Here is a 26767-nt window from a genome sequence, read left to right on the forward strand (position 1 = left end):
TATTTAGGTTCGCTGGCTTTCAGTTTCGACCAGCTCAACAACAAGGCGTAAATTACTTTGTGTTGATACCGCATTAAATGGGTAGCAGGTAACTAAATAGAGCTGCTGCCCATTTACATCTACTTTCATTGCCGAGTCGGCATCGACTATCGTCTTCGATACAACTCGATAGGTTACCCACCGTGAGTTCGGCAACTGTAGTTGCATAATATCTTTGGCTCTCACCTTCTTTAAGAACGTGAAGTGAGTATCTCTATGCCCGCCAATCACACTACCACCCTGTCCGAGTGGGGGCGAGTCGGTGTGGTGTCCAGGGCCAAATGCAAGGGCGTTTCCCTGTGCGCCTTCTAGTACATACAGCTGCGTCTCGCTTTTTGCATGAACCAGCTTGCCCACTGGCCAAGTATCAGACCAACGCCAAGGCTTCTGGTTAGCGCCAGTGGCTAGCGTTTCTTCCCACGAAGATTGAATTAAATATTGCGCCAGTTCAGCTTTCAATAATATCCAGCTAGCTTTGCCAAAACTGGCTGTGGCGATCAAGACTAAGATGATGGTAAAAGAGTATTTAATCATTGTTTGTCCAAGCCATATTAAGTCAAAAAATAAAGAAATGAGTTTAAGGTGCTAACCTCGTCCCCCCCCTTGTTTCGCAAAAAGGCGATGCTGTGAAAAAGCGACAATAAAAGTATGGCAATCATGCCTAATACGACATGTTCAGATACACCCGCTGCGGTTTGGGGGTAACTGATTTGTCTGAATTGCGTTCCCTGTGGCATTAGGTTTCTTACGTTTTCGGTGGAAGACGGTATGCGCTGTGTATTTGCTATTTTTTCTTCAATAGCAACGAAGCTGGTGAACTCTGTTATAAGTTTATGGGGCAGGGCTACAGCAAGAATGTCTTGTTTTACTTCATCTACATTTCGTCCTAACGCTTTTTCATCCATTAACGCCGCCACTTTCTTTCTTGCCCACGCAGTCGCTACGCCAAGGTGTTGAGTAGAACCTGTCGACGTTGGCGATATTGCTACCGAACGGGTCCACTCGCGAGCGGTGCCCTGCTTGTCTACTAGTGTGCCTTGAAGGGTTATTTTTCCGCTTGTATCGGCGTTATGAGGCAGTTTCACATTCAAAAGCAAAGGAACACCCGCGTATAAATCAGGGATTTTAGAAGGGTAAATCTCTGCTGACTGTGCATAGCCAGCCGGAAGAGTGAGGCTTAAATCACTCAACACAGGGCTTTCTAACTTATAAAGCAAGCTATCCATTTGCTGTTTAATATCTGCAGTATTGCTAACAAAAACATAGCTTCCGCGACCAAATTGAGCGGCTCGGGTCATAAAGTAGCTATTAGGCGCGCTGCCTATGCCTACTGTAAAAAGGCGCGCATCACCCAGTTCGTTCTTTATTTGCGAGAATAATGCAGCTTCATTGCCTACCGCACCATCGGTAATAAAGACAACTTGTTTTATAAAATCTTTAGTTGTCGTGCGCTTAAGTGCGGCATTAAGCGCTGGCGCCATTTCAGTACCGCCCCCTGCATTGAGGTGCTTTACAAAATCCCTCGCATATTGCTTGTTTCGTGTTGTTCCCTCTACGGAGGTTTCAAACAAACGCGTGGTATCATTGTTAAATGCAACAACATTAAATCGGTCTTTCTCACTCAAGCGGTCTATCGCTAATTGTAAACTCTCTTTTGCGTCGACAATCGGGCGACCTCCCATAGAGCCTGACGTGTCGATAACGAAGGTGATATCGCGATCAAAATCCTGTAAATCTTGGCTCTTCACTTGTGGCGGCATTAGCATAACAAGGGCGTAGTCATGCTGACCTTTCGATTCAGTGAAAATAGCTGCTTGTGGTGCACTAGAGGGCGAAGGCTGCCACTCTAGCCAAATGTCTCTGTCCATTTTGATATTGCTTTGATTAAAGGTGACAAGATAATTACCTGTGGATTCTGACCAATTCACACGGTGATTTCTGCTAGTGACGCTATTAAGCGTTAAACCAGTATTTAGTGTTGCGTTGAACGTAAGTTGCGGGCCTTCATTGCCTTCACTCATAAAAGGCGTGATAGCTCTGGCATCGGGTACCTGATCTGTGGGTTCTCCCCAACCTGTACCTGATATTTCAGCCTCTATATTCTCGTTAAACTGATTTAGCGGAATGCCGGGCGAATAGCGAGGAGTGAGCGTAGTAGGCAAGTGAAAAGTAAATCTACCATCGCGGTAGTCTACCTGTTGGACGTACTGAAGTGTCACCGTTATTTCCTCACCCGGCGCTATATTCGCGACCTGCTGGGTGAATAAATTTGGGCGTTGTTGCTCTGTTAAGCTGGCTTTCTTTCCCGCTTTTTTGGCCGCTTCAAATGCTTCTTTCGCTTCTGCCTTCGGCTTAATTTGCCCCCGGATTATTCTGTCTCCTATACGCATTTCCATACTGTTAATCGCCGCGTTTTCATTAAGCGGAAAGGTGTAAACGGCATGCTTCCATTCATTACTGGTGTTAGTGAATTTTTGAGAGTAGGTAACGTGCGCAATCATGCCATTCACCTGTAAATCCACGTCAGTTGAATGCAAAAGAGCGGGGGAAGACTCACCGTCTACGCTTTGCAGCATCAATTCGCCAGACTCAGCGCGACTTAGCGGGCTAACTACTACACCAAGCAAAAAGCACAGGAAGGAAGTAAGGATAAGCAACCTGTGATTACGCGGCTTGGCTGCATGTTGCCGTTCTCTAAACCAAGGTTTGTGAGTATTGGCAGGCGTTAAATAATCCCGTTTGGGTGTTTTGGAAAATAGCATGGTAGTGGCACTGAGTTAACGAACGGTAACTTCTATTTAAGAAAACAAATAGGGCGTTCATGGGCGAAACAATGGGGCAAGTTTGTGATGAATTGTGTCGTTGTTAATTTAATCAGGCTATTCGTTGAATTGGCGGCGCTTTTAAAGGTGGAAGGTAACACGCCTTGTATTGCTAAATTCCAAAGTAACCGGTTCAGGCAACTAATGCGTCGTTTTAGGCAAGGTTAGCTATCTCCAAACACCTATACTTAATTCATGGTTTGACGAGGTAATCGTTAAGCAGGCAAGAACATCATTTTCACCTAACGACGAGTAGACATTATGAACAAAGTATCATTTCCAAATACCAACGGTTTAAACATTACTATGTCTGGTCTGATAAATTTTCCAGAGAATTTTGATTCAACCAAAACTTACGCAGCCATTGTGGTTTCACATCCAGGCGGTGGCGTTAAAGAGCAAACTGCTGGAACCTACGCAAAAAAACTAGCAGAAAAAGGCTATATCGCTCTTGCGTATGACGCATCGTATCAGGGCGAGAGTGGTGGTGAACCACGCCAACTGGAAAACCCTCATGTTAGAACTGAGGATGTAAGTGCAGCAATTGATTACCTGACAACCTTAGATTACGTCGACAATGAACGTATTGGTGCAATGGGTATTTGTGCGGGCGCTGGCTATACCGCAAACGCTGCCATCAACGATAGACGTATTAAAGCGGTGGGTACGGTAAGCATGGTCAACATTGGCCAAATGTTCCGAAATGGTTGGGACAACAATGTAAAAGACAGTGAGGCATTACCTTACTTAGAAGCGGGCTCTGCATCTAGAACCTCTGATGCCAGCGGTAACGATACAGCGACTATGCCAATGGCGCCTTTAAAAGAAGAAGATGCACCGAATGAAGAACTTCGCCAAGCGTGGGAATACTACCATACCGATCGCGCAGCATATTGCACAGCGCCAGGATTTGGTACTGCGAGAAGTTTAACGCAGCTAATTAGTTATGACGCCTTTTTTAAGGCCGAAGCTTTCCTTACCCAGCCTTTGTTGACGGTGGTTGGAAGCAATGCAGGAAGCAAATGGATGAGTGACGACTTGATGGCGCGTGCTGCAACATCGGATAAAACCATGCATGTCATTGAAGGTGCAAACCACATGGATTTGTACGACGGCGAAGCAGAAATTACAAACGCAATGAGTGCGTTAGAAACCTTCTTTAATCGCACGCTATAAGCAGTTATTCCTAAACAACTTCTGTTGCCGACATTGCATTTGTGATGACGGCGCAAACAATGCTTGAGACAAGGAGCATAAAATGAAAAAGGTCAGTTTTAGAAACTCAGACATGGCATGGGATATTTCAGCCCTTATTCTAACTCCACCCGATTTTGACGAGGCTAAACAATACCCGACAGTCATTAGTGTACATCCATTTGGTAGTTGTAAAGAGCAGACATCAAGCGCTACCTATGGGAAGGCACTTGCAGAAGCAGGCTATGTGGTCATTGCGTTTGACGCAAGTTTTCAAGGGGAGTCTGGAGGTGAACCTCGCTTTGTGGAAGATCCCACCCAACGGGTAGAGGATGTGAGTCGAGTCATTGATTATGCGGTTACCTTGCCTTACGTTGACGCGGAAAAAATTGCAGGCATCGGTGTGTGCGGTGGTGGTGGCTATGTTTTAAATGCTGCTTTAACCGAAAAGCGAATCAAAGCCGTAGTGGGGATCACACCTGTCAACATTGGTCGACTCTTTCGAGAAGGCTTTAGTATGTATAACCCCATTGGTGCATTAGAAGGAATGGCTGCTCAGCGAACGGCAGAAGCCCGAGGCGGTGAGCGACTGGTAAATGAACTGCTCCCTGCAAGTCTCGCTGAAGCCAAAGACAATGGAATGACGGAACGCGATGTTTATGAAGCAACTGAATACTACAAAACCCCGCGAGGCCAACAGCCGGGTGGCGCTACAAGAATGTTGTTTTCTCATGCGCAAAAGACACTGGCGTGGGACGCATTTTCTTTTGCAGAGACCCTTATGACGCAACCCGTAATGGCGGTTATTGGTCAGAAGGTTGGGGCATTTGGTGCCTACCGTGACGGCATGGAAATTTACGGGCGCGCAGTGGCATCTAAAGATCGCCAATTGGTTGAATTAGAAGATTGGTCCCATTACGACCTTTATGATAAAAGTGAACCTGTTGGGCTGGCCATGGCGCAAATTGTACCTTTCTTCAAAGAACATGTAGGTTAGTAACTAACTAAGAATAAGTAATGACAACTTGCGCCCAAGGCATACAGCCGAAGGGCGTAATTATTGTTTAATCCTTTTCTTTTCGAAGTAATGCTTGTGGGAGATCGAACGGTGTTTTTTCCAATCAGTGATGCGAAAAAAGCGTTAAGTGAAATGGTGCTGGACTACAGTCGAAAAGAGGGAGACCACGAAACGCCGATTTCAGGCCTTACCCTTCACGTAAGAAATGCGCCGACAGAGCCTTTACACTGTATTTATACGCTTAGCCTAGCGGTCGTTTTGCAAGGGGCAAAGCTCCTTTCTTATGAAGACCAGCTCCATCAGTCCACTGCTGGCCAATCTATGCTAACTACCTTTGATTTGCCGGTAATTTCTCATGTATCAGAAGCGACGAGGCATAACCCCTTTGTAGCGCTGGTTCTGAAGTTAGACTATACCCTCATTTTGCAAGTTTGCGCCGAGCTTAATCTGTCAAAACCGCCAAGAGATATTCGATATCAACCAATATCGACACAAGATGTGGATGAGGGCTTGTACGACGCTCTAGGTCGCCTTATTAAAATGTGTGCCCAGGGAAAGTTTTTGGATAGCCTTTACCCATTGGTTGAAAAAGAAATTGTTATTCGTTTACTTGATGGACCACACGGATTGCACCTTCGCCACCTTGTGTCGTCAGGCGCGCCAAACGCACATATTTTAAAAGTGGTGACATGGTTAAAACAGAATTTTACTCAGTCAGTGGGAATGGACGCATTGGCGGACCAAGCCCACATGAGTGCTTCTACTTTCAGGCAGCGCTTTCGAGCACTTACTGGTACCAGCCCTCTGCAATATCAAAAGACACTAAGATTACAAGAAGCAAGGGATCAAATGCTGATGAACGGTTTGGACGCAACACAAGCAAGCTCATTGGTTGGCTATGAAAGTGCATCTCAATTTAGCCGAGAATACAGCCGATTGTTTGGCATGCCACCTCAAAAAGATATTCAACGCTTACGCACAGTGTAGAAGTCTTAGCTGCCCAGAGCATCAACCAGCGTATTGAATTTAGTTCTTCCTACTGGAACACTCGCGCCAGAGTGCAGATGTGCGATGTACTTCGCACCTGAGTGTTGTTCGATATGCTTAACTTCATTAAGAGGTAACGCATAAGAGCGATGAACTCGCATAAATCCTTGAGGTAGAATTTGCATTAACCTGTCTAAGTGCTTGTCATGCAATATGGTTTGATTGTCTTTAGTGGTTATTTCACTGTAGTGCCCTGCCGCTTGAATGAATTGAATATCATCAACTTGAAGAAAGCAGAGCACATTGTTTTTGCGATATGACAACCGCTGACATTGGCCCTTAAATTGATGCAGAGAAAAGCGTTCTATCGCTTTACTTATTCTTTCTTGCGTAAATGGCTTACCAATAAAATCGAGTACGCCAAGCTCAAACGCTTCTAAAGCCCTGTCGGTATTCGCTGAAACCACCACGGTGTGATAAGGGGCGGCAAGCTGTTGATGAATTAATGAAAAACCGTCTTTTCCATGCAAATTCAAATCTAGAAAGAGCAAGTCTGTGTCGCGGTTAGACAAATGCTCTTCTGCATCATCGAGGTTGGAAAAGCGACGAATAGTGGTTTTATCGTCGGTACACTGGTCGATAAAACGAGCAAGTCGTTTGGCAACCATGGGTTCATCTTCTACTAGGGTAATATTCATCATAGCGTTTGTAAGGTGATTTGTTCGGTCTGCTCGGCGTGCGCGTTACTTTGCCCACCCGAAACGAACGATGTTGGAAATGTGAGCTTAGTTACCCAATAATTGTCTTCAATAAATTCCACTAGCTTCCAGTCATTACCAAACGCTTCTGTGAGCCGGGCTTTAATGTACTTGGTGCCAACACCGGTTCCTTCTTTATTCTCTAACGCTGACGTCTGGTAAGAATAGTGTTGAGTAAGCTGAGCTTTAAACAGCAAGGCAGTTGAAGGTCTTTTATTGTTATCATGCTTGGCATTCTCTACGGACACACCCTGTGCTTCATCCTCTTGCTGTTCAGAAAAGCTAAGACTAAATTGATACTCTCCCGAGCCATATCTGTTGTGGCTAAACGCATTTTCTATGAGGGTGAGTAATACTCCGGGAGGAATAAGCTGCTGCCCTTTGTTTTCTGACATCTCCGGCTTTTGCAGTGAAAAGTGGGCGTCGAAGCGGTATCCCATAATTTTAAGGTGACTTTCACAAAGGGCGACTTCCTGCTGTAAAGCAATTAAGGCTCTATCGCTTAAGCTGGCCATTTGGCGAAACTCCGATGCTAATGCCTGAATAAACCCAATGGCTTCTTTAGGGGCGATTTCAATCCACTCTTCAATTGCCGTTAGGGTATTGAGAATAAAGTGAGGCTGTAGCTGTTTTTTTATAAGCTCAAGCTGCAGACGCTGAGTGGTAAGCGTTGACTGAGTAAGTGCACGCTGTCTCTCAGCATGGGTTTGGCTTAGCACGAGTAGTAATAAAAGCGCTAAGCCACTAAACGAAACAAAGAAATATTGGTCCATAAACGAAAACCGGTTTATGAGAACGGGTGAAACAAATACCGCTATTCCCATGGTCATTAACCACGCGTACTTCTTCCGTTTATAAATACTGGCCACACCAAAAATAAAGCTAATGAGCAAAGACACACTGAACAACAAAAAGCTGCGGTAATCGTAACCATCGAAATATAACAGTACCCCACAACTAGCCATAACCAACACAAGCAAGGTACTGATAAACCAAGTTTTTGAATAGCGGAAGAAAGACAGGAAAAAGAACGGTAGCACCAGGCTGATAACAAGGGTTAAGCCAAGGACGATTTCCATTCTAAGGATGTGCCACTGGTAGCTGTAACCGAATAGACCTCGCCATGACTCGGCCAAGATTAATAGAATCAGCATGGTGCATAGGCAGCTAAACCACAGGTATGCAGGCTCTTTGAGCGATGAAAAGTACACCACAAATGAATACATGGCGACAAGAACCAAGCCACTTAGCATCATTAAGGGTAATCGTATACGCCACTCATTAATGGCGGCAAGAGTTTCGAAGTCGTCTGTAAATACCCAAAATCCACTACTTTGCGCGGTATCTGGACGAAATTCGCTGCTCAGCCTTACCATCACCGTGTTATCACCAGTATTCAGGTGCTGTGAAGGTAGTATGAATATACTGTCTATTTCACCTGGCAATTCTTTGCTCTCGGCTGTTGCAGGCATACCGTTATCACCAATGTGATAACCGTTCAAATAAACAGAAAACGCGCCAAGTATAGAAACAAACAAGCCTTTAGGCGCACTCTCGGTTTGTTGCACACCTTGTGACCCATTTGATGTTGCGTTGAACGCAAGTGTGAACTTGAGCCACCTTACTTCATTAGACAGTTCGATATCCGACTGGGAATGAGCCCGCCATCGAGGGTCGTTCTCCGCTGGTACTTCCTCTTGCCCAGAATAGAGGATGCTGACCTGAGAAGGAAATGTCGGTGAATGGGTGGGCTGTTCGTGCAAAAGTACAACGCCCCAAATGAGCATTGTCATAAGCATTAAGTAGAACCAATTGAGTTTTTGCACGGGAAGTTAGGGCGTGTTGTTTGTTGTTATTGTTAACACAGTACACAGTTTTTAACTGTTAATGAAGTCGAAGTAATGCACTTGGGGAATGCCTGATGCAGTTCAGGAAATAGGTCGCCGTAAACCGAATAATTGACGCTACATTTGGCTGAAATTTATACGGAGAGTAATTTATGACACCCATTAATAAACTAGTAGCTTTTACCCTTTTACTATTGTGGTATGCGCCACTTGAAATAGCCCACGCAAATGACAACCAACTGTTGTCTCAAGCAGAACTCAACGAGCTCTTAAAAGAATACAAATTAAGTGGCGTAAGCGTCGCGGTAATCGACGACTTCAATGTTGTCTATTCCGCCACAGCTGGGGAAAAGGTGTTCGGTTCAGGTGATTCTATTAACCAGTCAACGGCCTTTTCTACCGCTTCTATTTCCAAGCCGGTTACCGCGCTACTAGCGGCTATGCTCGAAGAGCAAGGCAAGCTTAGTTTAGACGACTCTGTAGCTAAGTATCTCACCCGTTGGACACTGCAAAAAGAGCAGTTTCCCAACCCAGAGGAAATTACTTTTCGTCGGTTGCTCAGCCACACTGCAGGCACCACACAAAGTGGGTTTGCTGACTATTATAAAGGAGACGTTGTGCCAACGGCTATCGATAGTCTAAATGGAGTAAACGTCCCCCGTTATGACTCGCCCATTAGCTTAGCATTTAAGCCTGGTGAAAGTTGGTCGTATAGCGGCGGTGGCTACGTTATTGTGCAAATTGCGCTGGAAGATCTAACTGGAAAGACATTGCCTGAATTAGCAGAAGAAATGCTATTTAAGCCGCTTAACATGGTTAACACCACAATGTATCAACCTAACAGCCCGCTATTTTTGCAAAATGTGGCAAGCGTTCATCAAGACGATTTGAGCGTGATCCAATCTGGATATCCAATTTGCCCGCAAATCGCGCCTTCGGGAATGTGGAGTAATGCTCTTGATATGGCAACATTGATTATCGAAATGCAAAGAGCACTAAATGGCGATGAGACAAAGGTAATCTCGCAAGCAGTGGCGCGCAATACTACTCAAATTGAAACCCTCGATGTTGTAGGTGGTTGGGGACTAGGCTGGATGCGTCTTGAGGCTAAAGGCAACCTAGAGTGGTTCTCTCATGGTGGTTCAAACACGGGAACTGGAGGGCAAATCATGGGCACAATGCGCGATGGTAGAGGTATCGCTATATTCGGTAACGGCGGCAACCCTGCTCGAATTCCGGTTATTGAAACAGTTATTGCAACGGTTGTGGAAAAGCTCGACTGGAAGAAAAGCTTGCCCGTGGTAAAGCAACAGATTCCCCTTGAACTGTTAAATGACTTTGAAGGTAAATACCTCGCAGGTTTTGGAGAAACCATCGAAATCAGCAAGCAGAATAACCAGCTTTTCTACCAAGGAAGACTGTTGCTGTGGAGTCATATCGAAAGTGGGGAGCTTGTTTACCTTGGTGACGGAGAATTTGGTGTGGAAGGTTATCCAAACCGACTTTCTCTTGAAATAGTAAGCGGTAAAAAGCGGCTGAAAGTGTCGCGAAAGGGAAGCGATAAGGTGTCGTATTTTGAATCTGCCCCACAATAGGGGCAGTAAGATGGACAAGGCGAGTGTGTTACTCGCCTGCCATGGCGCGACCTTTGGTTTTAACACTGGCTATCAGCATATAAATACTGGTAGCAAGTAAGCACGCAAATAAGTAGCCCATCAACCCTTGAGGGCCTACTAAAAAGTTATCGGCAATGAGTGGGCCTACTACTGAACCCACGCTGTAGCTGAAAAGCATGGCCTGTGTGGCGCATACAATGAAGCTAGCATTGAGTTTGTCGCAAGCGAGATTTATTGCCACTGGGTATAGGGCAAATATTGCCATACCTAATAGAAACAGACCTGCTCCCAAAGCGTATATACCACTAACCGCTGCGGTTAATGTTATGGCGGCGACACCCAGTAAACAAAATAGTGCCATGAGTAACGTGCGGCCTAAGTACTTAGATAGCGCAGGAATTAAAGGTTGAACTGCCATAGCGCCTAAAATAATTAAGGCCATTAAGCTACCCAAATCGTCATGAGCAATGCCGCGGTTTAATAGTTCAAGAGGCATTAAGCCGTAAATGGCACCTAGGGTTAAGCCTGACACTATGCAACCAATAATTGCGGCATGATTTAGTTTCGATATTTGCTTTAGCGACAGTGGCGTACTGTGGGAAGCTTCAGGCTGCTCGCTCTTTGCAAACAAAAGTACGCCAATGGCTAAAATCAACATGGTGAAAATGGCAGCAAAAGGAAGCATGCCGCCTACGCCAATAGCGCCAATACCTAACTGACCTAAAGAGCTTCCCCCGTACAGTGCGCCCATGTACAAGCCTAAACGTTTGGCTCTATCGGCTTCGTCGCCGTGTAAAAGCCACGACTCTACGATAACAAATACACCCGCTACAGAAACGCCAGCCACTAACCGAGCCGCAAGCCAAACTGCGGTGTGAGCAAACAAAGGCATTACTACAATAGTTAGTAATAATACGCCTAAACACAGCGCAAAACCGTGCTTGTACCCAACGCGGGTGACCAACGGTTCAATACTAAGGGCACCCACTAGTAGTCCAGCGTAAAAGCTGCTAGCCAGCCAACTGGCGATAGCCGTGTCTAGGTTGTAATGGCTGAGCATTAGTGGGATCAGACTCATCAAATAGCCAGACGCAACTGCGTACATACCCAGCGCAATAACGGGAACAGAAACCCGCGCTTTGGCCGGCGGGATAAGGGTGTTGTCCAAGGTAATGCCTTACATCAAAGGAAAGAGAAGATAATTTCGCGGCGCGAATATGAGGCAAATTCTGATATAGGTAAAATGAAAAGAAATGCTCGTAAAGATGCTAAAAATTGATGATGAGGAAGGCGCTGCTAGATAGTGCATGCGCCTCAGATAGTTTAAGCATTAGCGCCTTAAATCATCCGGTGTATGATCTGCCACAAATGCGTTTCTTTCGCCCATGGGTCTGTCTTCACCCACCGTACTGTCTGCAGTAGTTTGGAGCTCTATCGACGAATTCACCTCTGCACCAATTAGAATGATGTACGCGGTTAAATACAACCACATGAGCAGGATAATAATTCCCCCAACGGAGCCGTAGGTTTTGTTGTAGCTTCCAAATTCATTGAGGTATATCGAAAAGCCATATGAGGCTACTACCCATAATAACGTGGCAAAAACTGACCCCGGCGTCACCCAGCGCCACTGAGCTTCTCGTCGGTGAGGCGCATAACGATATAAGGCAGAGAGCGCAATATTAAATAGGGCCAGCATCACCGGCCAAGTCACCCACATGGCTTGCTCGGTACTAAGGGCATTTGACGTCATCCAGCTTATTGCTTCGGGTAAAATAGTGATGCAGGCAAGGGACACAATTACAGTAAGGATCATAAATATGGTGCAGGTGATGCGTGCCAGGATACCATTAAAAAACCCTCTTCCTTCCGCCTCGCTATAGGTAATGTTGCATGCCTTTATCAGAGCGTTAGCGCCTTTGCTGCTGCTCCACAGTGATAAGAGCAGAGTAAATAAAAAACTCCAGCCTAATGCCGTATCCGACTTCTCGGTTAAATTTTTAAGCTGTTCTTCAATGATGTAACGACTGTCATTTGGTACTACATTTACCAGCAATGCCATATGACTTTGTAGTTCGTCGGGTGATACAACAAGCCCATACAAGGCAATGGTTGCCCCTAGTAAGGGGAAGATAGCCAGCAAGCAGTAAAAGGCAACGCCAGCGGAGATAAGAGGAATATTGTCTTTTTGCAGGCTAGTGAAAATGCGCTTTGTAATACTCCACCAACTTTTCAAAGAAAGCTCAAATGCAGATTTAGCGTGGTTAAAACGTTCCTTGCTCATGTGTTCTCATGCCTTGCCTAAACAATAAAACTCTTAAAGCTTGATACATGAAAATTTCGCTGTCGGCTTACATCACCTTAAAAAAAGAAGCGAGAAACAAGCTCTGTAAATTGTTCACAAAATCTGAATATGTGCGTGGCTATTGGTGTTGGTGAGATTTCTTTTTTTGTATTTATTTTCATAAAATCAATGGTTTGCTTTGTTCTTTGGGAATGGTTTGCAATTTGCACCTTCAATAGCACCTTAGCTAGATAGTAAGAGCTAGGTTATGCCATGCACAAACTAACGCGTTCACCTGATGGGATTTGCTAAAGGTGGTAGGCGGACAGTTATTCCTGTCGTGCGGCGACCCCTGTTTTTTCTAGCTTTACATTTCGTCTTTCAAAAGGAGTGAACATTATGAGCAACACCCAAAACCTTAAAGGCAAAAAAATCGCTATTTTGGCAACCAATGGTTTTGAGCAAAGCGAGTTGATTCAACCAAGAGACAAGTTTATTGAGCAAGGTGCTGACGTTGATGTGCTATCTATTGATGCTCAATCGACGATCAAAGCATGGGACGAAGACAACTGGGGAAAAGAAATTAACGTTGATAAACAAGTTACGTCTGTAAACCCAGAAGATTACGATGCCCTTGTGCTACCCGGCGGTCAAATCAATCCCGATGTGCTGCGTACCAATGAAGATGCTATTGCCTTCATCAAAAGTGCAAACAGCGCGGCAAGTATTAAAGCTATAGGTGCTATCTGTCATGGTCCATGGTTGCTGGTGGAGTCTGGGTTAGCGAAAGGTGCAACACTCACCTCGTTTCCTAGTATCCAAACAGATCTCAAAAATGCTGGTGCGACCTGGGTTGATGAAGAAGTAGTGACCCACTCAAAACTAGTCACTAGTAGAAACCCAGATGATATTCCAGCTTTCGTAAACAAAATTAGTGAAATGGTTGCCCAGTAAAAAGGAGGAAGTGTATGTCCACCGCAGCTACAAATAAAAAGGTTATCGCGATAACGGGAGCTTCCAGCGGCATTGGCAAAGAAACGGCAAAGCAACTGATAAATAACGGTTTTAATGTTGCCCTTTTAGCAAGAAGTGAGGACAAATTGCGTGCCTTAGTCGAAGAGCTTGGCAATGATGTTGCGTTCGCTGTAAAAGCTGACGTTAGCGACTTTAAAGATGTCGATACGGCGTTTAAAAAGGTGAAAGAACATTTCGGTCGTATTGACGGCATTTTCGCTAATGCCGGGCGTGGCGCGAAAGCCGCCGGCATTGAAAAGGGGGACGTAGATGACTGGGATGGCATGCTGGGCGCAAACGTAAATGGACTGCTTTATACTGCAAAAGCCGGATTACCGTACCTGCGCGATACGCAAGGCCACTTCATTATTACGTCTTCGGTCGCCGGTCGAATAGCTCTCAAAGGCTCTGTATATGGGGCAAGTAAGTGGTTTGCTTATGGTTTCGGTCAGAACCTCGCAGAAGAAATGCGCGAGTGGGGCGGCCGCTGTACAACTATCTGCCCTGGTATGGTGAATACGCCATTTTTTGATGAACCTAAGGAAGATAAACTTCAGCCAGCGGATATTGCAAAATCGGTATTATTTGCCCTAAGCGCAGAAGAGTCAGCCTGCGTTCGCGAGGTTTATGTTATGCCGGCGAAGTAAACGAACTGACCACGGGCAAGAGATAGTCTATTCAAGCAAAGGGCAGGGTTAGTCACTGCCTTTTTTGTTTGCCCCGCCCTTACTTTTAACCTGCCTTATTAATTTCATGAAGCTATCCAAATTAGCCAAATAAAGTATTTTCCCCATCCTGTTACCCCTAATCTAGGTGTGTAGATAAGCGCTAGTTGAGTGAGATAGGCGATTGCAAACTCCTCATTGAAATGGCTTTCCCAAAGGGCCCGCGGCGCAATAACAATAACAGGAGAGTAAGATGTCTAACGAATTTACGGGTAAGACCGCTATTATTTCTGGCGCCGCTGGCGGCATAGGGTTAGCGCTGGCAGAGGCATTGGCAAGGCAGGGTATGAATATCGTCATGGGCGATATTGATAATGCTGCATTAACCGAATCGGGTAACGACTTACGAGAGAAAGGTTTCGATGTATTGACTTGCGCCCTTGATGTTACCGATTACGCTCAGTGGGAAGATATTGTAGCTAACGCCAAAGAGAAGTTTGGCAAGGTTCATATGGTCATCAATAATGCTGGTGTTGGCGGTACGCCGGGGAAAGTTGAAGATTCGGAGCATGAGACCTGGCGCTGGGTAATGGACGTCAACGTTATGGGCGTACTCTATGGCGCACAAGCATGCGTGCCAGCTATTAAAGAGCACGGCGAAGGAGGCTGGGTGCTAAACGTGGCGTCGATGGCGGGAATGATGGGCATGCCATATGCGGCGGCCTATTGCGCATCAAAGGCTGCGGTTGTCTCTATGACGGAAAGCTGGGTACCAGAACTGAAACCTTTTGGAATCCATACTTCTGTATTGTGTCCAGCATTCGTGAAAACCCGCATTCACGAGTCGTATAGAAATAGGCAGCAAAAATACGCAGTAGCCGCTGAGAAACGCATTGATAAAGAAAAGCTTAAAGCAGGAGCTCAAGCGGCCACTAAAGCAGTAGAGTCGGGAATCGATGCCTCTGTGCTAGCTGAGCGCGTGATAGAGGCGCTTCAGTCAAAGCAAACTTATATTTATACACACCCGAATTATAGAAAGGTTACTACGGCGCGCTTTGGCGCGATTGATAGCGCCTTTGTCGATGCTGAGCAGAGTCAGGCTGTTGGTCATCTTATTGATGATGAAATCGTGACTTTTTAGTTCATTCGCGGCTACGGTTTGCGTATAAACACACGAAAGAGCCCTGAATCTTGTCTTCCAAAAGCCGTTATATAACGGCTTTTGGTGTTGTGAGAGTCTGAAGGTCAATGACGCGGTCACAGACTTTTTCTAGCTGTGTTCTATCGTGGCTGATAAAGAGCACCGTGCAATTTTCTTCTCTGCATTGATCGACAAGTAAGTGAGTAATTGCCTTACTTGTAATGGGGTCGAGCCTAGATGTTGGCTCGTCAGCTATAAGTAACTTGGGCTTTAGTAGCAGCGCGCGCAGCAATGCAATGCGTTGAAGCTCACCTCCACTTACCTCAGAGGCGCTGCGCTCAAACAATCGCTGGTTAAGGCCTAGTTGAGCTGAAAGTAAATCAGCACGCTTTTTAGACACCTTGTGAAGCTTTATTACGTCATCAATCAATGAATTAAGCGTAGTGTGATGGGCAAATGAACTTGGGGGATCTTGATATAGCTTTAGGGTTTGATAACGGTGTAAAAGCGTATGAAACGCAATATTGCCTTGATAGGGTAGAAGCCCAAGTAGAGCATCACCTAGAGACGTTTTTCCACTGCCGCTATCACCACAAAGCCCGACAATTTCGCCTTCCCCTAAAGAAAAACTAAGGCCAGTAAATAGTGTACGGTTACCTCTCATAATTGTGAGGTCATTCACCGATACCAGCGGTGCAAACCTATGCGTTTTTTTTGTTGTAGCCGTCCAGTGTTGCGGAGCCGACGCAATAAGGGTTTTGGTATAGTTTGAAGACGGGGAGGACAGTATCTTGCGGGTATCACCTGTTTCAACCAGTTTCCCGTTTTTAAGCACCATACATTTACCACCCAGTGCCTCTGCCACTGAAACATCGTGCGTAATGGTAAGTAGCGTACCGTCGTTAGCTTTTTGCTTTAGTTGCTCAATAATGTGATGTTTGCGTCCGGCATCTAGCTCTTTTGTGGGTTCGTCGGCTAGAAATAAAGGTGCATTAGTCGCTGATGCACAGGCAAAAGCAACACGCTGTGCCATTCCACCGGAAAGTTGAGAAGGGACCTTATCACTGTCGTCTTTAAGAGCCAGGTTGTCTAGCTGTGTCTTCGCACTCTTTTGTGCTTCGCGAGCACCGTTACCCAATGTAAACCGAAAAACTTCGGCGACTTGCTGGCGAATTTTCATCATTGGGCTTAGAGAATGCCATGGTTCTTGCGGCAGCATAACAATGTCTCGCCCCCACAATTGTTCACATTCACGTCGGTTCGCACGAAGCATATCTACACCGTTTACCAGAACATTTCCCGTAACCTTCAGTGCAGACGGTAAGTCGCCCATAATTGCTTGCGCTAGCAGACTTTTACCTGCCCCGGTTTCACCCAATATAGTAAGCGTCTCGCCTTGTTCAAGGTTAAGGGATAGATCCTCTACAATAATGGTGTCTTGCGCGTAAATTGATAAGTGTTCAATAGCAATGTATTGGCTCACAGTTTGCGCTCCAATGCATCACTCTTTGATAGTCTACTGCTGCTGTCAAAAATGAACTTATTTAAACGAGGTGTTTTGTCACTCTTCGCAGAAAGTAAGTGAAAGCCCAGTACGAGAACGAATAGGGTGGAAATAGGTTGTGCGAGCAGCCAAGGTGCTTCGTGATAGTATGGAAAAAGCTCAACTATCATCAGCCCAAGCTCAGGGCTGGGTGGTTTTAAACCAACATAAACGAAGCCCACCGATGCCATGGCGATAATTGAGGAGGAGGCACCAAAAGCAGCAAGTGATAACACGTCTTGTCGAATGGCGGGCCATATATGCTTACTAAATAAATAGCGTTTTGGAAAACCCATTAGCGCAGAGTTTTCCAGTGCAGGGCCTGTCACTACTGGTAGAGTGATAGCACGTACCAGCCTGAAGTACTCGACGGCCAGTACTAAGGAAATGGCTAAATACAGCATAATGAAAGAGCCTGGTACTAGCGCCGCGAAAAGAAGAATAAGTACCAGTCCGGGGAGCGCCAATATCGTATTGGCAATGAAATTCAACGTCGTATCTACCCAACCTCTACACCACGCTGCAATTACGCCCGTTAGCACACCAATGATTGATGAACTTAGTACACACAGTGCAGCGAGAGAAAGTGATATGCGCAGACCCTCTGAGATTCTGGCCAACATGTCGCGTCCAAATTGATCTGTACCTAACCAATGTTGCGCACTTGGGGCTTCGAGCACTTGCTTTAAATTTTGTTGATTGCCGTTTGTTCCCAATAGAACAGGCTCGCCCAACGCAAGTAATAAGAGCAGCATCAAAAGTGAAAAGCCAATCACTTTTTCAACAGGTAAAGCGAATGTCTTCATTGGCTATGTCCTCGATTTTCCCTCACCCTTGGGTCGAGTGCATACTGACTTAAATCGACTAGTGTGTTGACCAATACGAATAACGTGCCCATCAGCAAAGCTGTGCCTTGTAACATAGTGATGTCACGGGCAAAGACAGCATGGGAAAGTCCGTGTCCTATGCCGGGCCAAGCAAAAAGGCTTTCAATCATAATTACGCCTTCAATTAACCCGATAAGTTGTATGCCCATGAAGGCTAGAGCAGGTATTACAATGTTAGGTAGCGCATGGCACCTGAACGCTTCTAGAGCGCTTAACCCTTTTATCTTGGCGAAATGGAAGTAACCCGATTGAACCGCATTAACAGTACTATTGCGAATTACGCGGTTTGATATAGCCGCCAGGCTTAACCCTAAGGTCATTACAGGTAATATGGTATAGACAAAGCCTGAAGAGCCCGCAACCGGTAGCCAGTTGAGCTCTAGTGCAAAAATAAAGATGAGAATTAGCCCCAAGCAAAAGACTGGTTGAGAGCGCACGAACGTGGAAAACACTAATACTGCTTTATCAAAAAGAGAAGCACGGCTTTTAGGAGTATTTTCACTTTTTCGAGCGCTTCTGATGCCGCTATAAATTCCCAGAGGAAACGCAATTAATGCGGATACCAGAATAGCGAGTCCGGCGAGAACAAGGGTGTAAGAAAGCTGATTTTGTAGCTCAACAACAATGGGGGCACCCGTGACCAAGCTATTGCCTAAATCCAGAGAGGCTAAATCAGTCATCCAGCTGACGTACTGCTCGAAAGCGCTTCTGTGCAGACCAAGTTCTTCTGCTACGGCGTTAGCGGCACTTGTACTTACCGCATCGTCACCGTAGCGGCCAGCCGCTATTTTGTAAGCCATATCTCCAGGTAGTGAACGGGTTATAATAAATGTGAGTGTGCCTACACTCCACGCCATCAGTACAGCTTGAAGCAGCCGTTGAAGTAGGATCTTTCTCATTATTATGGGGCTATTCTCATTTGAGATACGCGAAAAGAACGCTCGTAAGGGTCGAAGCTGAAGTTTCTTAGTCGGCTAGATGTCGCCGTTTGCTGCACATAGTACATAACGGGGATAAGAGGAACGTCTTGCTGAACTTCTTGCATAATTGATGATATCAACGATTTGTAAGCGTGTTCATCCGTGGTGTGACTCAAGGTCTTTAAATCGCTAAACACTTTTTCATTTTGCCAGTTCATTGGCCCCCAATCGCCGCCTTCTTTTGAAGAAAAGTCAGCCAGCATTATACCGAGAGGGTCTGGGATGTTAGCAAAGTTACGCGCCATAAGTGCAGTTTGCAATGTACCATCAGCATGCCCTGAAGGAATGGCACTTACATTTTCCATATGGACAGAGAGCTTCACTCCAATGCTAGCCCACTGATCTTGAATTGCCGTGGCAATGGTAATGAGTTCTGGCCGATTGGCATAGGTAATCATATCAAGCGTTAAAGGTGAGCCATTTTTGTAGCGCACTCCATCCTCACCTACTAACCATCCCGCGTCGGTTAGCAGCTGTGCCGCTTTTTTCCTATTTAATAATAAGTCGCCATTTTCAACGCTATTTTTAATTGTTGGATTATTGTCAGCGTCACCCATTGAAATAGTATTGGTAGCATTATCTGTGGCAGTAGACCGAATATGCCAGTCTCGAATATTTGGGCCGAATAGCTGATCAGCAGAGATATTCGATATACGCATTACGCCAGATGCAATGCCTTTTCTGTCAATCGCTAAACTCAGTGCTTGCCTTACTTTTACATCTGAGAGGATAGGATGGCCGCTATTTAACTTAATTAAAGTGGTGCGAGGGATCCTGTCGCTAAACACGTTTACGTTAGAGTCAGTGCGCAACATGCTAACCGCGGCAGGGTCGAGGTTGTACACAATATCTGCTTGCCCCGTTCGTACCATAAGCGCCCGCGTTTCAGAGCGGTGACCCGTTACGTACTCAACGTTTTCAATAACAGCGGGCTCGCCCCAATAATTGTCGAAGCGTGTGGTTGTAATATTGTGGGGTGGTTCAAAGTGCGTAATCTGATAGGGGCCTGTACCTATTAAGGTTTTAATTCGATTGAACTTGCCGAAGGTAGCAGGTGCCACGATCGCAGTTGCATAATTACTTAACAGGGAAGGGAAAGGACGGTAACTTTGGTTCAAGGTGAACTTGATAGAATATTCTGATACCACCTCCATGTTGGCGATCATATCTTTTGAAAATGGCGTTGGTTTACCAAACGCGACCGAAAGGCTTTTGTAGACGGCGTCGGCGGTCATTAATGTGCCGTCATGAAAATACACATCAGGACGTAAATTAAATGTCCAAACAGTAAAGTCCTCATCATTTGACCATGAGCTAGCAAGTCCTGGGATAAGCTGACCTTGGTTATCCACGTCTATGAGAGTTTCCAGAATTTGCATTCGTGTAAACATGTAGCCGGTACTTGCCGGATCGTTATTGACTGGTTCAAAAGGACCACTGATCAGAATTTTGTTTGTAGGTTGTGAAGGTGTGCAGGCACTAAGTAGAACGCTGGCAACGACGAGTAAAATTGTTAGATGTCTAATCCGCATATTATTTTTATGTATTCCCTTCGAGCCTTTAAGCTTTTTCGTGTCTATTTGAATCCTGTGAGTCAGTATTAGTATTTAATATTCTTAGGCTGACGCCCTGAATAGTAAAACAAAGATCCAGATTGGACAATATACGGTTTGTTGAATAAATGTACAGATTGAGTCGGTAGGGCTAAACTACTTTTTGAAAAAATGCACTGGCTAATGACCATCAAGATATTAGGTAATGTTAAGTCGGTGCACAATATTTTCAACTTTTGTAATGGGCAGTTGGTCGTATGTTACATTGTAACTTTAAGCATTTATTAGTAATGCTATAGAGTGATAGTACTACAAATTAAAAAAGGGTTTTGAGCCCTATCAAACACACTGGATAACAATAATGAAAAAGCTTCTTAAAGCGGCAGTTGCTGTATCAGTTGCACTTGCGTGCACCCCCGCCTTTGCAGACAAAAACGACAAGAATGAAGTCTTCAGCAGTTCAACATTCAAAGCCATGGAGCTGAGAAACATTGGGCCTGCGTACATGTCTGGGCGTATCGCTGATATCGCAGTCGATCAGAACAATCCCTCAACATGGTACACCGCGGTGGGCTCGGGTGGTGTGTGGAAAACTACCAACGCGGGTACGACCTGGACGCCAATTTTCGACGACCAGCCAGTTTACTCCATTGGTGACGTGACCATTGCGCCAAGCAACTCAAATATTATTTGGGTGGGAACGGGCGAAAATAATGGTGGCCGTCACATTAGCTTTGGCGACGGTGTATATAAATCGCTAGATGGCGGTCAAACCTGGAAAAATATGGGTCTGAAGAAGTCAGAGCACGTTTCTGACATTATTATTCACCCTACAAATCCAGATATTGTATGGGTATCTGCCCAAGGACCATTGTGGAGTGGCGGCGGCGAGCGTGGGCTTTATAAGACGACCGATGGCGGTGAAACGTGGAAGCAAGTGCTTAAGCCAGCTGACGAATGGACCGGGGTAACATCACTACTTATTGACCCGCGTAACCCAGACAAACTTTATGCTGCAACGTGGGCGCGTCAGCGTTCAATTGGTGCCTATGTGGGAACGAACGAAGGCGCAGGTATCCATACTTCCAGCGACGGAGGCGAAACCTGGACTGAACTTAAAACAGGTTTACCACAAGGCAACATGGGTAAAATTGGTATGGCTATATCACCCATGAACCCAGATGTGATTTATGCCACGATTGAAACCGATAATCGTGGTGGTGGCTTCTACCGTTCAGCCGACCAAGGTGCTAGCTGGACTAAAATGTCAGATGAAGTAGGCGGTGGCACAGGTCCTCACTATTATCAGGAAATATTCGCTGACCAACATCAATTTGACCGCGTTTATATTGCCAGTAACTACAGCAAAGTGTCGGATGACGGCGGCAAAACGTGGACGCCCATCAACACTAAACGCAAGCACGTAGACGACCACGCCATGGCGTTCCATCCTACCGATCCAGATTTCGTATTGATGGGATCCGATGGTGGTATTTATATGTCTCACGACAGAATGGCAAATTGGCGCTTTATGGCGAACCTTCCATTAACCCAGTTCTATAAAGTAGCGCCAGATGACTCTAAACCATTTTATAAGATCTACGCTGGCGCACAGGATAATTCCACCCAAGGCGGTCCTTCGCGCACTATGCGTGAAGAGGGGATAAAGAACAAAGATTGGTTCTTAACCTTGGGCGGTGATGGGCACGGCCCAGCGGTAGAGCCTGGTAACCCTGACATTATGTATTCGCAGTGGCAGCAAGGAAATTTAGTGCGTGTCGATACGACTACCCGAGAAGGGGTGTATGTTAAACCTCAGCCACTACCAGGCGACCCTGCAGAGCGGTTTAACTGGGATGCGCCGATTAATGTGTCTGCACATGATCCTGCGCGTATCTATTTTGCCTCACAGCGGGTTTGGCGAAGTGATGATCGCGGTGACAGCTGGACTGCAGTGTCGGGCGATCTCACTAAAAACGGCAATCGCATGCATTCGCCACTTATGGGGCGCACGTGGTCAGTAGAAGCCGGCTGGGACCTGTATGCCATGACAGAGTTTCATACCATTGCCAACTTTGCTGAGAGCCCGGTAGATGAGAATATTCTGTGGGCAGGTACCGACGACGGTATTATCCAAGTGACCACTAATGGTGGTAAATCTTGGAAAAAGATTGAGCTAGATGACATTAAGGGGATTCCAGCCAATTCGTACGTGAATGATATTCGCGCTGACTTGTTTGATCCCAATACGGTATATGTTGCCCTTGATAATCATAAATATGGTGATTACAAACCTTACTTAATCAAGTCGACTAATTTAGGGAAAAGCTGGACTTCATTAGCTGATGATTTACCTGAAAAGCACTTAGTGTGGCGTATTGTACAAGACCACGTAAATAAGGACTTATTGTTTATCGGTACTGAATTCGGTGTGTTTTTCTCGGTAGATGGCGGTAAAGACTGGGTTGAGTTAGACGGTGGTATGCCGACCATCTCAACCCGCGATGTGAAAATTCAACGTCGCGAGAATGACTTAGTCGCAGGTACGTTTGGTCGCGGTATTTACATACTTGATGATTATGCGCCGCTGCGTTCATTAACCGAGAAGTCGATGCAAAAAGACGCCATTTTGTTTGCGCCAAGTCGACCGGTTAAGTGGTTCCAGTTAGATGATAATCACACAGACTCTGATGGTGACGATCGCTTTGTTGCCGAGAATCCCGAGCACGGTGCAACTTTCACCTACTATTTGAAAGACAGTTTGCTAACGGCAAAAGAAAAGCGCCAAGAAGCAGAAAAGAAACTTATAGAAGACAAAAAGTACCCTAAGTATCCAAGCTGGGAAGCGGTTGAAGCTGAAAACCAAGAAGCTGCCCCAGCAGTGTATGTCGAAGTACGCGACAGTGATGGTGACTTAATGAAGCGTGTAGAAGGTAACACAAAGAAAGGCTTACACCGTATTACCTGGGATATGAAATATTCACTCACTATTCCGCTTACTGACAAAGACAGCAAGAACAATGGACTCATGGCGCTACCAGGCAGCTATACCGCAACGTTATTTAAGCGAGAAGGTGCCACGGTAACAGCGCTTTCTGAGCCAGCGTCGTTTGTATTGGAATCTATCTATGACGGCGCGCTGAAAGGTGCTACGCATGCTGAAATTGAAGCATATGGTAATGCGGTGAACGATGCGCAAAAACGTGCATTATCATCGACGACTGTACTGAAGCAATTAAAAGAAACCATGGACCTTTTGCGTACCGCGATTGATCGCACGCCAAGTGATGTGAACAGTCTTGAAGCGCAATACGCTGCTATTCAAGATGAAATTAACGGGGTAAACAAAGTTCTATTTGGCCTTTCATCTCGCGATAAGATGGGTATTAAGCCTGCAAATGTGTTGAGCCGATTGGGCTATGCCCGTTCTGCACTAGGGTCTTCTTACGGACCAACACAGCAGCATAAAGACCAGCTCGGTTACGCCAACGATGGTCTAGATGATGTAGTGAAACGAATCGGTACATTGCAGCAACGTGCTGTACCATCACTTCAACAAGCGGTGGTTGATGCTGGTGGACCGTGGACTACGGGTCTTCCTGTAATCGCTAAATAGCGGTAATTAAGCATCATTTTGCTTAGTACGCGGCGGTAGTTTTACTGCCGCGTTTTTCATTTTCTTTGCCAACTTTTTCGGTGCACACTTATTTTCACAGGTATGTATCGCGTAGTGAGATCATCATTGTTTTCTTTTTTGCTAGATTCAAGTTTTTCAGTGTCTTCTAAATCCTCGTCTGGTTTATCGGTATCTATTGCTGCACTACCTTTACTGCTTACATCATCTTTTAGCGTTGCCCAAGGTGCACCGCTCAACGAGGTAGAGCGCTACACAGTAACGGCTGCACGACCCTATTACGACGAGACGCTTTCGCGCATTTTTCCGCAATATGAGTTTGATAAAAGTGGCCTGGTAGCGCCGTTACATACCAATGATGTCTTACTTCAATCTCCTTCTGTGTCGTTAAATGGGCAGGGCGGGCAAATACAAAGCATCAGTATCCGAGGGTATTCGCGGTGGCGAATTCAAAGCCTGCTAGACGGCGTACCGATTGTGAGCGACAGGCGGGCAGGGTCTAGCATAGGCTTTATTCCACCTGACTTTATTTCAACAGTATCTGTGTTACCGGGCGCCGCTTCCACTTACCTAGGCTCGGGAGCGATAGGTGGCGCGGTGAACTTGCATTTTGGGGAAATTCAAAAGCCTCACCTACGCGTTGGCTACAGCAGCAATCAACAAATGAAGGCGCTGAGCTATGCTGGCAGCACACGCCGTGCAGACAATAGCAACAGCCTAACTGAAGAGAGCGAGACAGACTGGAACATTTCATACAGAAGCGCCGACAATGGAGAAGATGCGAATGGGGGCTCGCTGTTTGATCAATTCGAACAATCAGGGCTATTTGTTAGACACAGGCCGGTAGATAGCGTCATAAAAGAGGCGTGGACGCTTTATTCTGATAACAACGACATTGGTAAGTCGAGCAGTGACTTCCCAGAAAGTAGAATAACCACCTACCCAAAGAACATACACTGGCTTGGCAAAATAGCGTTTGAAAGTCATCTATTTACTGGAAATGTCTGGTGGCATAAATCTAGCCTAGACACCTCGGTGTTGCGACCAGAAAGCCGCATCAACGACAGCGAAAACAAGGCGTTTGACTATGGGTTTAACATAAGCACAGATACGCAGCTGAAAGACTGGGATTTGAACTGGCAGCTGCAAGTTACTGGTCGAGACGGCGTAGTGGCAGATGAGAGAGAATTCACATTAACACCAGCGGAAAGCGCGTTACCTGACACCACATCGCCCAGTTTTATAACAAATGCCTTTGAAGCAGAGCTTGCCTATGAAGTGCGTACTCTCGATGCAAGCGAGATTACTACCGCAGCGGTTGCTGATGCCTCACGTCAGTGGGAACGCTTGTCGCTCGCCCTTGGCGCACGGGTTGACTGGCAGCGCCAGTCTGATGATTCAGATGCCAATACATTCCAATCTAGCACTGCTCAGACTAACACTAATCTAAGCGGGTATTTAGGCGCAAATTATCAGCTTTCTCAGCATTGGGCGGCTGGTATGTATGTGTCTAGCGCGTTTCGAAATCCGTCTTTAACTGAACGTTTCTTTGCTGGCGAAACACCTCGCGGTACTGTGTTGGGCAGCCTCAAACTTGAAACAGAGCAAGCGTTAAATTTGCAAGCCAGTGTTGCTTACAGCAGTGAGCAACTGCAAGGCTCGATAGAGGTGTTTAATCAGAAAATTGATAACTATATTGAACGCATTATGGTTGCTGAAGATGTGCTTCAATATTCTAATTTAAACAGTGCAACGATAGAGGGGATGAGCTATCAACTTAGTTGGCAATCGCACAATGACGCAATAGACGCTCGACTTAGCGGAATGTGGATTAGCGGTGAAGACGATTTGGGTAATAGCATCGCAGATATACCTGCAAACAGTCAGAGGCTTGATTTAGGCGTTCAATGGCAAGCTGTGCGGTTTTTTACGGTATTTGCCTATCGTGCAAGTAAGACGGATATTGCTGACGGAGAGCGAGCTCTTGATGAGGTATTTACGCTGGACATGGGCGCTGATTGGCAGTTAAACGAGCGGGTTCAGCTTCAAGCTAGCTGGCGTAACTTAACCAATCAACAGTATTACACCAGTGCCGATGACAAAGCGGCATTTGCGCAGGGAGAAAGTGTTCAACTGGCGATAACTTATCTGTTATGAGTTGTTTAAGCGCTGACGAAATTTGTTCTTTCGATATTTACTTTTCATGGTGGTGTACAGCATGACAAGGCCAGTTACCCACAGCACAAAAAGCAATAGGGCAGCGGGCAGAAACAGCCATAGCTTGGCGCCCTCAAAGAACCAGCTACCGTCATGAATAGCTTCAATGGTGTCTGTGCGTCGGTACGCAACCTGAAGTACATCACCATTTTGTGCATTCAGTTGAACCTCCCAATGGTTCTTCCCTCGCACTTTAATGATGCCTTTTGTGGGGCGCACGTCTAACCGGTCTATATCGTCCCAGCTGTTTAAACTAACCTCAGGCACTTGTTTTACAGCGTGTAGCACGTCGTCGAAGGAAATCGTAGGCCCGTTGGTTTGGGTATTCTGCACTTTTTGTGTTGGTGGTTGGATCCAGTCGAATTCTTTTTTAACCTGCAATAATAAACCGCTCGCAATAACAATGATCACAGGAATAAAAATAACCAGCGACAGCCACAAGTGAATACTGCGGCTGTATTTGCGACTGTTCTTGCGAAAGGAACCGGACATGAAACAACACTAATACTAAAACAATGAGAACATTGCTCACTATACGGTAATCTCAATAGGCAGTAAAAACACTCTA

General features: G+C 45.8%; 20 protein-coding genes. 9 read left to right on the forward strand and 11 right to left on the reverse strand.

Annotated features, from left to right (window positions below; translation table 11 throughout):
- Nucleotides 1–3 precede the first annotated feature (3 nt).
- Nucleotides 4–573: a class GN sortase gene (locus BZA03_RS06520; protein ID WP_110288292.1), complete on the reverse strand. Its 570-nt coding sequence runs from the start codon at nt 571–573 to the stop codon at nt 4–6.
- Nucleotides 574–590: 17 nt separating this feature from the next.
- Nucleotides 591–2801: a marine proteobacterial sortase target protein gene (locus tag BZA03_RS06525; RefSeq protein WP_110288293.1), complete on the reverse strand. Its 2211-nt coding sequence runs from the start codon at nt 2799–2801 to the stop codon at nt 591–593.
- Between the two features lie 321 nt (nt 2802–3122).
- Here BZA03_RS06525 and BZA03_RS06530 point away from each other — a divergent pair, with 321 nt between their 5' ends.
- From BZA03_RS06530 to BZA03_RS06540, 3 genes are all read left to right on the forward strand, one after another.
- Nucleotides 3123–4037 carry an alpha/beta hydrolase gene (locus BZA03_RS06530; protein WP_075176954.1) on the forward strand — a complete coding sequence of 305 codons (915 nt, stop codon included), beginning with the start codon at nt 3123–3125 and terminating at the stop codon, nt 4035–4037.
- A gap of 82 nt (nt 4038–4119) precedes the next feature.
- On the forward strand, nt 4120–5052 hold the full coding sequence (locus BZA03_RS06535) for an alpha/beta hydrolase (RefSeq protein ID WP_110288294.1): 933 nt from the start codon (nt 4120–4122) through the stop codon (nt 5050–5052).
- A gap of 63 nt (nt 5053–5115) precedes the next feature.
- Nucleotides 5116–6060 (forward strand): AraC family transcriptional regulator, encoded by a 945-nt coding sequence (locus tag BZA03_RS06540; RefSeq protein ID WP_110288295.1) that lies wholly within the window; start codon nt 5116–5118, stop codon nt 6058–6060.
- Nucleotides 6061–6065: 5 nt separating this feature from the next.
- On the opposite strand, the gene BZA03_RS06545 is transcribed toward BZA03_RS06540, so the two are convergent.
- Together BZA03_RS06545 and BZA03_RS06550 are read right to left on the reverse strand one after the other, a co-directional pair.
- Nucleotides 6066–6761, reverse strand: coding sequence for a LytTR family DNA-binding domain-containing protein (locus BZA03_RS06545; RefSeq protein ID WP_258364596.1), 696 nt, complete (start codon nt 6759–6761; stop codon nt 6066–6068).
- Nucleotides 6758–8617 (reverse strand): sensor histidine kinase, encoded by a 1860-nt coding sequence (locus BZA03_RS06550; protein ID WP_110288296.1) that lies wholly within the window; start codon nt 8615–8617, stop codon nt 6758–6760. The genes BZA03_RS06545 and BZA03_RS06550 overlap by 4 nt, the downstream gene beginning before the upstream one ends.
- Nucleotides 8618–8817: 200 nt before the next feature.
- Between BZA03_RS06550 and BZA03_RS06555 the strand changes: the two genes are divergently transcribed.
- Complete coding sequence (locus BZA03_RS06555) at nt 8818–10260, forward strand: serine hydrolase (protein WP_110288297.1); 1443 nt, start codon at nt 8818–8820, stop codon at nt 10258–10260.
- A gap of 28 nt (nt 10261–10288) precedes the next feature.
- On the opposite strand, the gene BZA03_RS06560 is transcribed toward BZA03_RS06555, so the two are convergent.
- Entirely contained in the window at nt 10289–11449 is a 1161-nt protein-coding gene (locus tag BZA03_RS06560) for an MFS transporter (protein WP_110288298.1), read from the reverse strand.
- A 162-nt stretch (nt 11450–11611) separates the two neighbouring features.
- On the reverse strand, nt 11612–12565 hold the full coding sequence (locus BZA03_RS06565) for a YihY/virulence factor BrkB family protein (protein ID WP_110288299.1): 954 nt from the start codon (nt 12563–12565) through the stop codon (nt 11612–11614).
- A gap of 399 nt (nt 12566–12964) precedes the next feature.
- On the opposite strand from BZA03_RS06565, the gene BZA03_RS06570 reads away from it, so the two are divergent.
- The 3 genes from BZA03_RS06570 to BZA03_RS06580 all read left to right on the forward strand — a co-directional run bounded on the left by BZA03_RS06570 (nt 12965) and on the right by BZA03_RS06580 (nt 15385).
- Nucleotides 12965–13519, forward strand: a complete 555-nt coding sequence (locus BZA03_RS06570) for a type 1 glutamine amidotransferase domain-containing protein (protein ID WP_110288300.1) — start codon at nt 12965–12967, stop codon at nt 13517–13519.
- 14 nt (nt 13520–13533) lie between these two features.
- A complete protein-coding gene (locus tag BZA03_RS06575) occupies nt 13534–14226 on the forward strand; it encodes an SDR family oxidoreductase (protein ID WP_110288301.1) in 693 nt (230 codons plus the stop codon).
- A 271-nt stretch (nt 14227–14497) separates the two neighbouring features.
- Nucleotides 14498–15385, forward strand: a complete 888-nt coding sequence (locus tag BZA03_RS06580) for an SDR family NAD(P)-dependent oxidoreductase (RefSeq protein ID WP_110288302.1) — start codon at nt 14498–14500, stop codon at nt 15383–15385.
- Nucleotides 15386–15452: 67 nt separating this feature from the next.
- On the opposite strand, the gene BZA03_RS06585 is transcribed toward BZA03_RS06580, so the two are convergent.
- Genes BZA03_RS06585 through BZA03_RS06600 form a run of 4 tightly spaced genes read right to left on the reverse strand, consistent with a single transcriptional unit; the run spans nt 15453 to nt 20186 of the window.
- Nucleotides 15453–16868, reverse strand: a complete 1416-nt coding sequence (locus BZA03_RS06585; protein WP_110288303.1) for an ABC transporter ATP-binding protein — start codon at nt 16866–16868, stop codon at nt 15453–15455.
- Entirely contained in the window at nt 16865–17734 is an 870-nt protein-coding gene (locus BZA03_RS06590) for an ABC transporter permease (RefSeq protein WP_014950307.1), read from the reverse strand. Before BZA03_RS06590 ends, BZA03_RS06585 begins: the two co-directional genes overlap by 4 nt.
- The gene (locus BZA03_RS06595) at nt 17731–18714 is read right to left on the reverse strand and encodes an ABC transporter permease (protein ID WP_110288304.1); all 984 of its coding nucleotides are present in this window, start codon (nt 18712–18714) and stop codon (nt 17731–17733) included. Before BZA03_RS06595 ends, BZA03_RS06590 begins: the two co-directional genes overlap by 4 nt.
- Before the next feature lie 2 nt (nt 18715–18716).
- Nucleotides 18717–20186: an ABC transporter substrate-binding protein gene (locus tag BZA03_RS06600; RefSeq protein ID WP_258364597.1), complete on the reverse strand. Its 1470-nt coding sequence runs from the start codon at nt 20184–20186 to the stop codon at nt 18717–18719.
- A gap of 523 nt (nt 20187–20709) precedes the next feature.
- On the opposite strand from BZA03_RS06600, the gene BZA03_RS06605 reads away from it, so the two are divergent.
- Nucleotides 20710–23964 carry a glycosyl hydrolase gene (locus BZA03_RS06605; protein ID WP_110288306.1) on the forward strand — a complete coding sequence of 1085 codons (3255 nt, stop codon included), beginning with the start codon at nt 20710–20712 and terminating at the stop codon, nt 23962–23964.
- 114 nt (nt 23965–24078) lie between these two features.
- The gene (locus BZA03_RS06610; RefSeq protein ID WP_258364598.1) at nt 24079–26139 is read left to right on the forward strand and encodes a TonB-dependent receptor domain-containing protein; all 2061 of its coding nucleotides are present in this window, start codon (nt 24079–24081) and stop codon (nt 26137–26139) included.
- On the opposite strand, the gene BZA03_RS06615 is transcribed toward BZA03_RS06610, so the two are convergent.
- Nucleotides 26134–26691 (reverse strand): PepSY domain-containing protein, encoded by a 558-nt coding sequence (locus BZA03_RS06615; protein ID WP_014977147.1) that lies wholly within the window; start codon nt 26689–26691, stop codon nt 26134–26136. The two genes, BZA03_RS06610 and BZA03_RS06615, sit on opposite strands and share 6 nt — an antisense overlap.
- Between the last annotated feature and the right edge of the window lie 76 nt (nt 26692–26767).

This window comes from Alteromonas sp. I10 (assembly GCF_003201515.1).
Taxonomy (GTDB): Bacteria; Pseudomonadota; Gammaproteobacteria; order Enterobacterales; family Alteromonadaceae; genus Alteromonas; species Alteromonas macleodii.

Coding starts and splice junctions, on each gene's coding strand:
- BZA03_RS06520 (WP_110288292.1), bottom strand. CDS start 573: ATGATTAAATACTCTTTTACCATCATCTTAGTCTTGATCGCCACAGCC.
- BZA03_RS06525 (WP_110288293.1), bottom strand. CDS start 2,801: ATGCTATTTTCCAAAACACCCAAACGGGATTATTTAACGCCTGCCAAT.
- BZA03_RS06530 (WP_075176954.1), top strand. CDS start 3,123: ATGAACAAAGTATCATTTCCAAATACCAACGGTTTAAACATTACTATG.
- BZA03_RS06535 (WP_110288294.1), top strand. CDS start 4,120: ATGAAAAAGGTCAGTTTTAGAAACTCAGACATGGCATGGGATATTTCA.
- BZA03_RS06545 (WP_258364596.1), bottom strand. CDS start 6,761: ATGATGAATATTACCCTAGTAGAAGATGAACCCATGGTTGCCAAACGA.
- BZA03_RS06550 (WP_110288296.1), bottom strand. CDS start 8,617: ATGCTTATGACAATGCTCATTTGGGGCGTTGTACTTTTGCACGAACAG.
- BZA03_RS06555 (WP_110288297.1), top strand. CDS start 8,818: ATGACACCCATTAATAAACTAGTAGCTTTTACCCTTTTACTATTGTGG.
- BZA03_RS06565 (WP_110288299.1), bottom strand. CDS start 12,565: ATGAGCAAGGAACGTTTTAACCACGCTAAATCTGCATTTGAGCTTTCT.
- BZA03_RS06570 (WP_110288300.1), top strand. CDS start 12,965: ATGAGCAACACCCAAAACCTTAAAGGCAAAAAAATCGCTATTTTGGCA.
- BZA03_RS06575 (WP_110288301.1), top strand. CDS start 13,534: ATGTCCACCGCAGCTACAAATAAAAAGGTTATCGCGATAACGGGAGCT.
- BZA03_RS06580 (WP_110288302.1), top strand. CDS start 14,498: ATGTCTAACGAATTTACGGGTAAGACCGCTATTATTTCTGGCGCCGCT.
- BZA03_RS06590 (WP_014950307.1), bottom strand. CDS start 17,734: ATGAAGACATTCGCTTTACCTGTTGAAAAAGTGATTGGCTTTTCACTT.
- BZA03_RS06595 (WP_110288304.1), bottom strand. CDS start 18,714: ATGAGAAAGATCCTACTTCAACGGCTGCTTCAAGCTGTACTGATGGCG.
- BZA03_RS06600 (WP_258364597.1), bottom strand. CDS start 20,186: ATGTTTACACGAATGCAAATTCTGGAAACTCTCATAGACGTGGATAAC.
- BZA03_RS06605 (WP_110288306.1), top strand. CDS start 20,710: ATGAAAAAGCTTCTTAAAGCGGCAGTTGCTGTATCAGTTGCACTTGCG.
- BZA03_RS06615 (WP_014977147.1), bottom strand. CDS start 26,691: ATGTCCGGTTCCTTTCGCAAGAACAGTCGCAAATACAGCCGCAGTATT.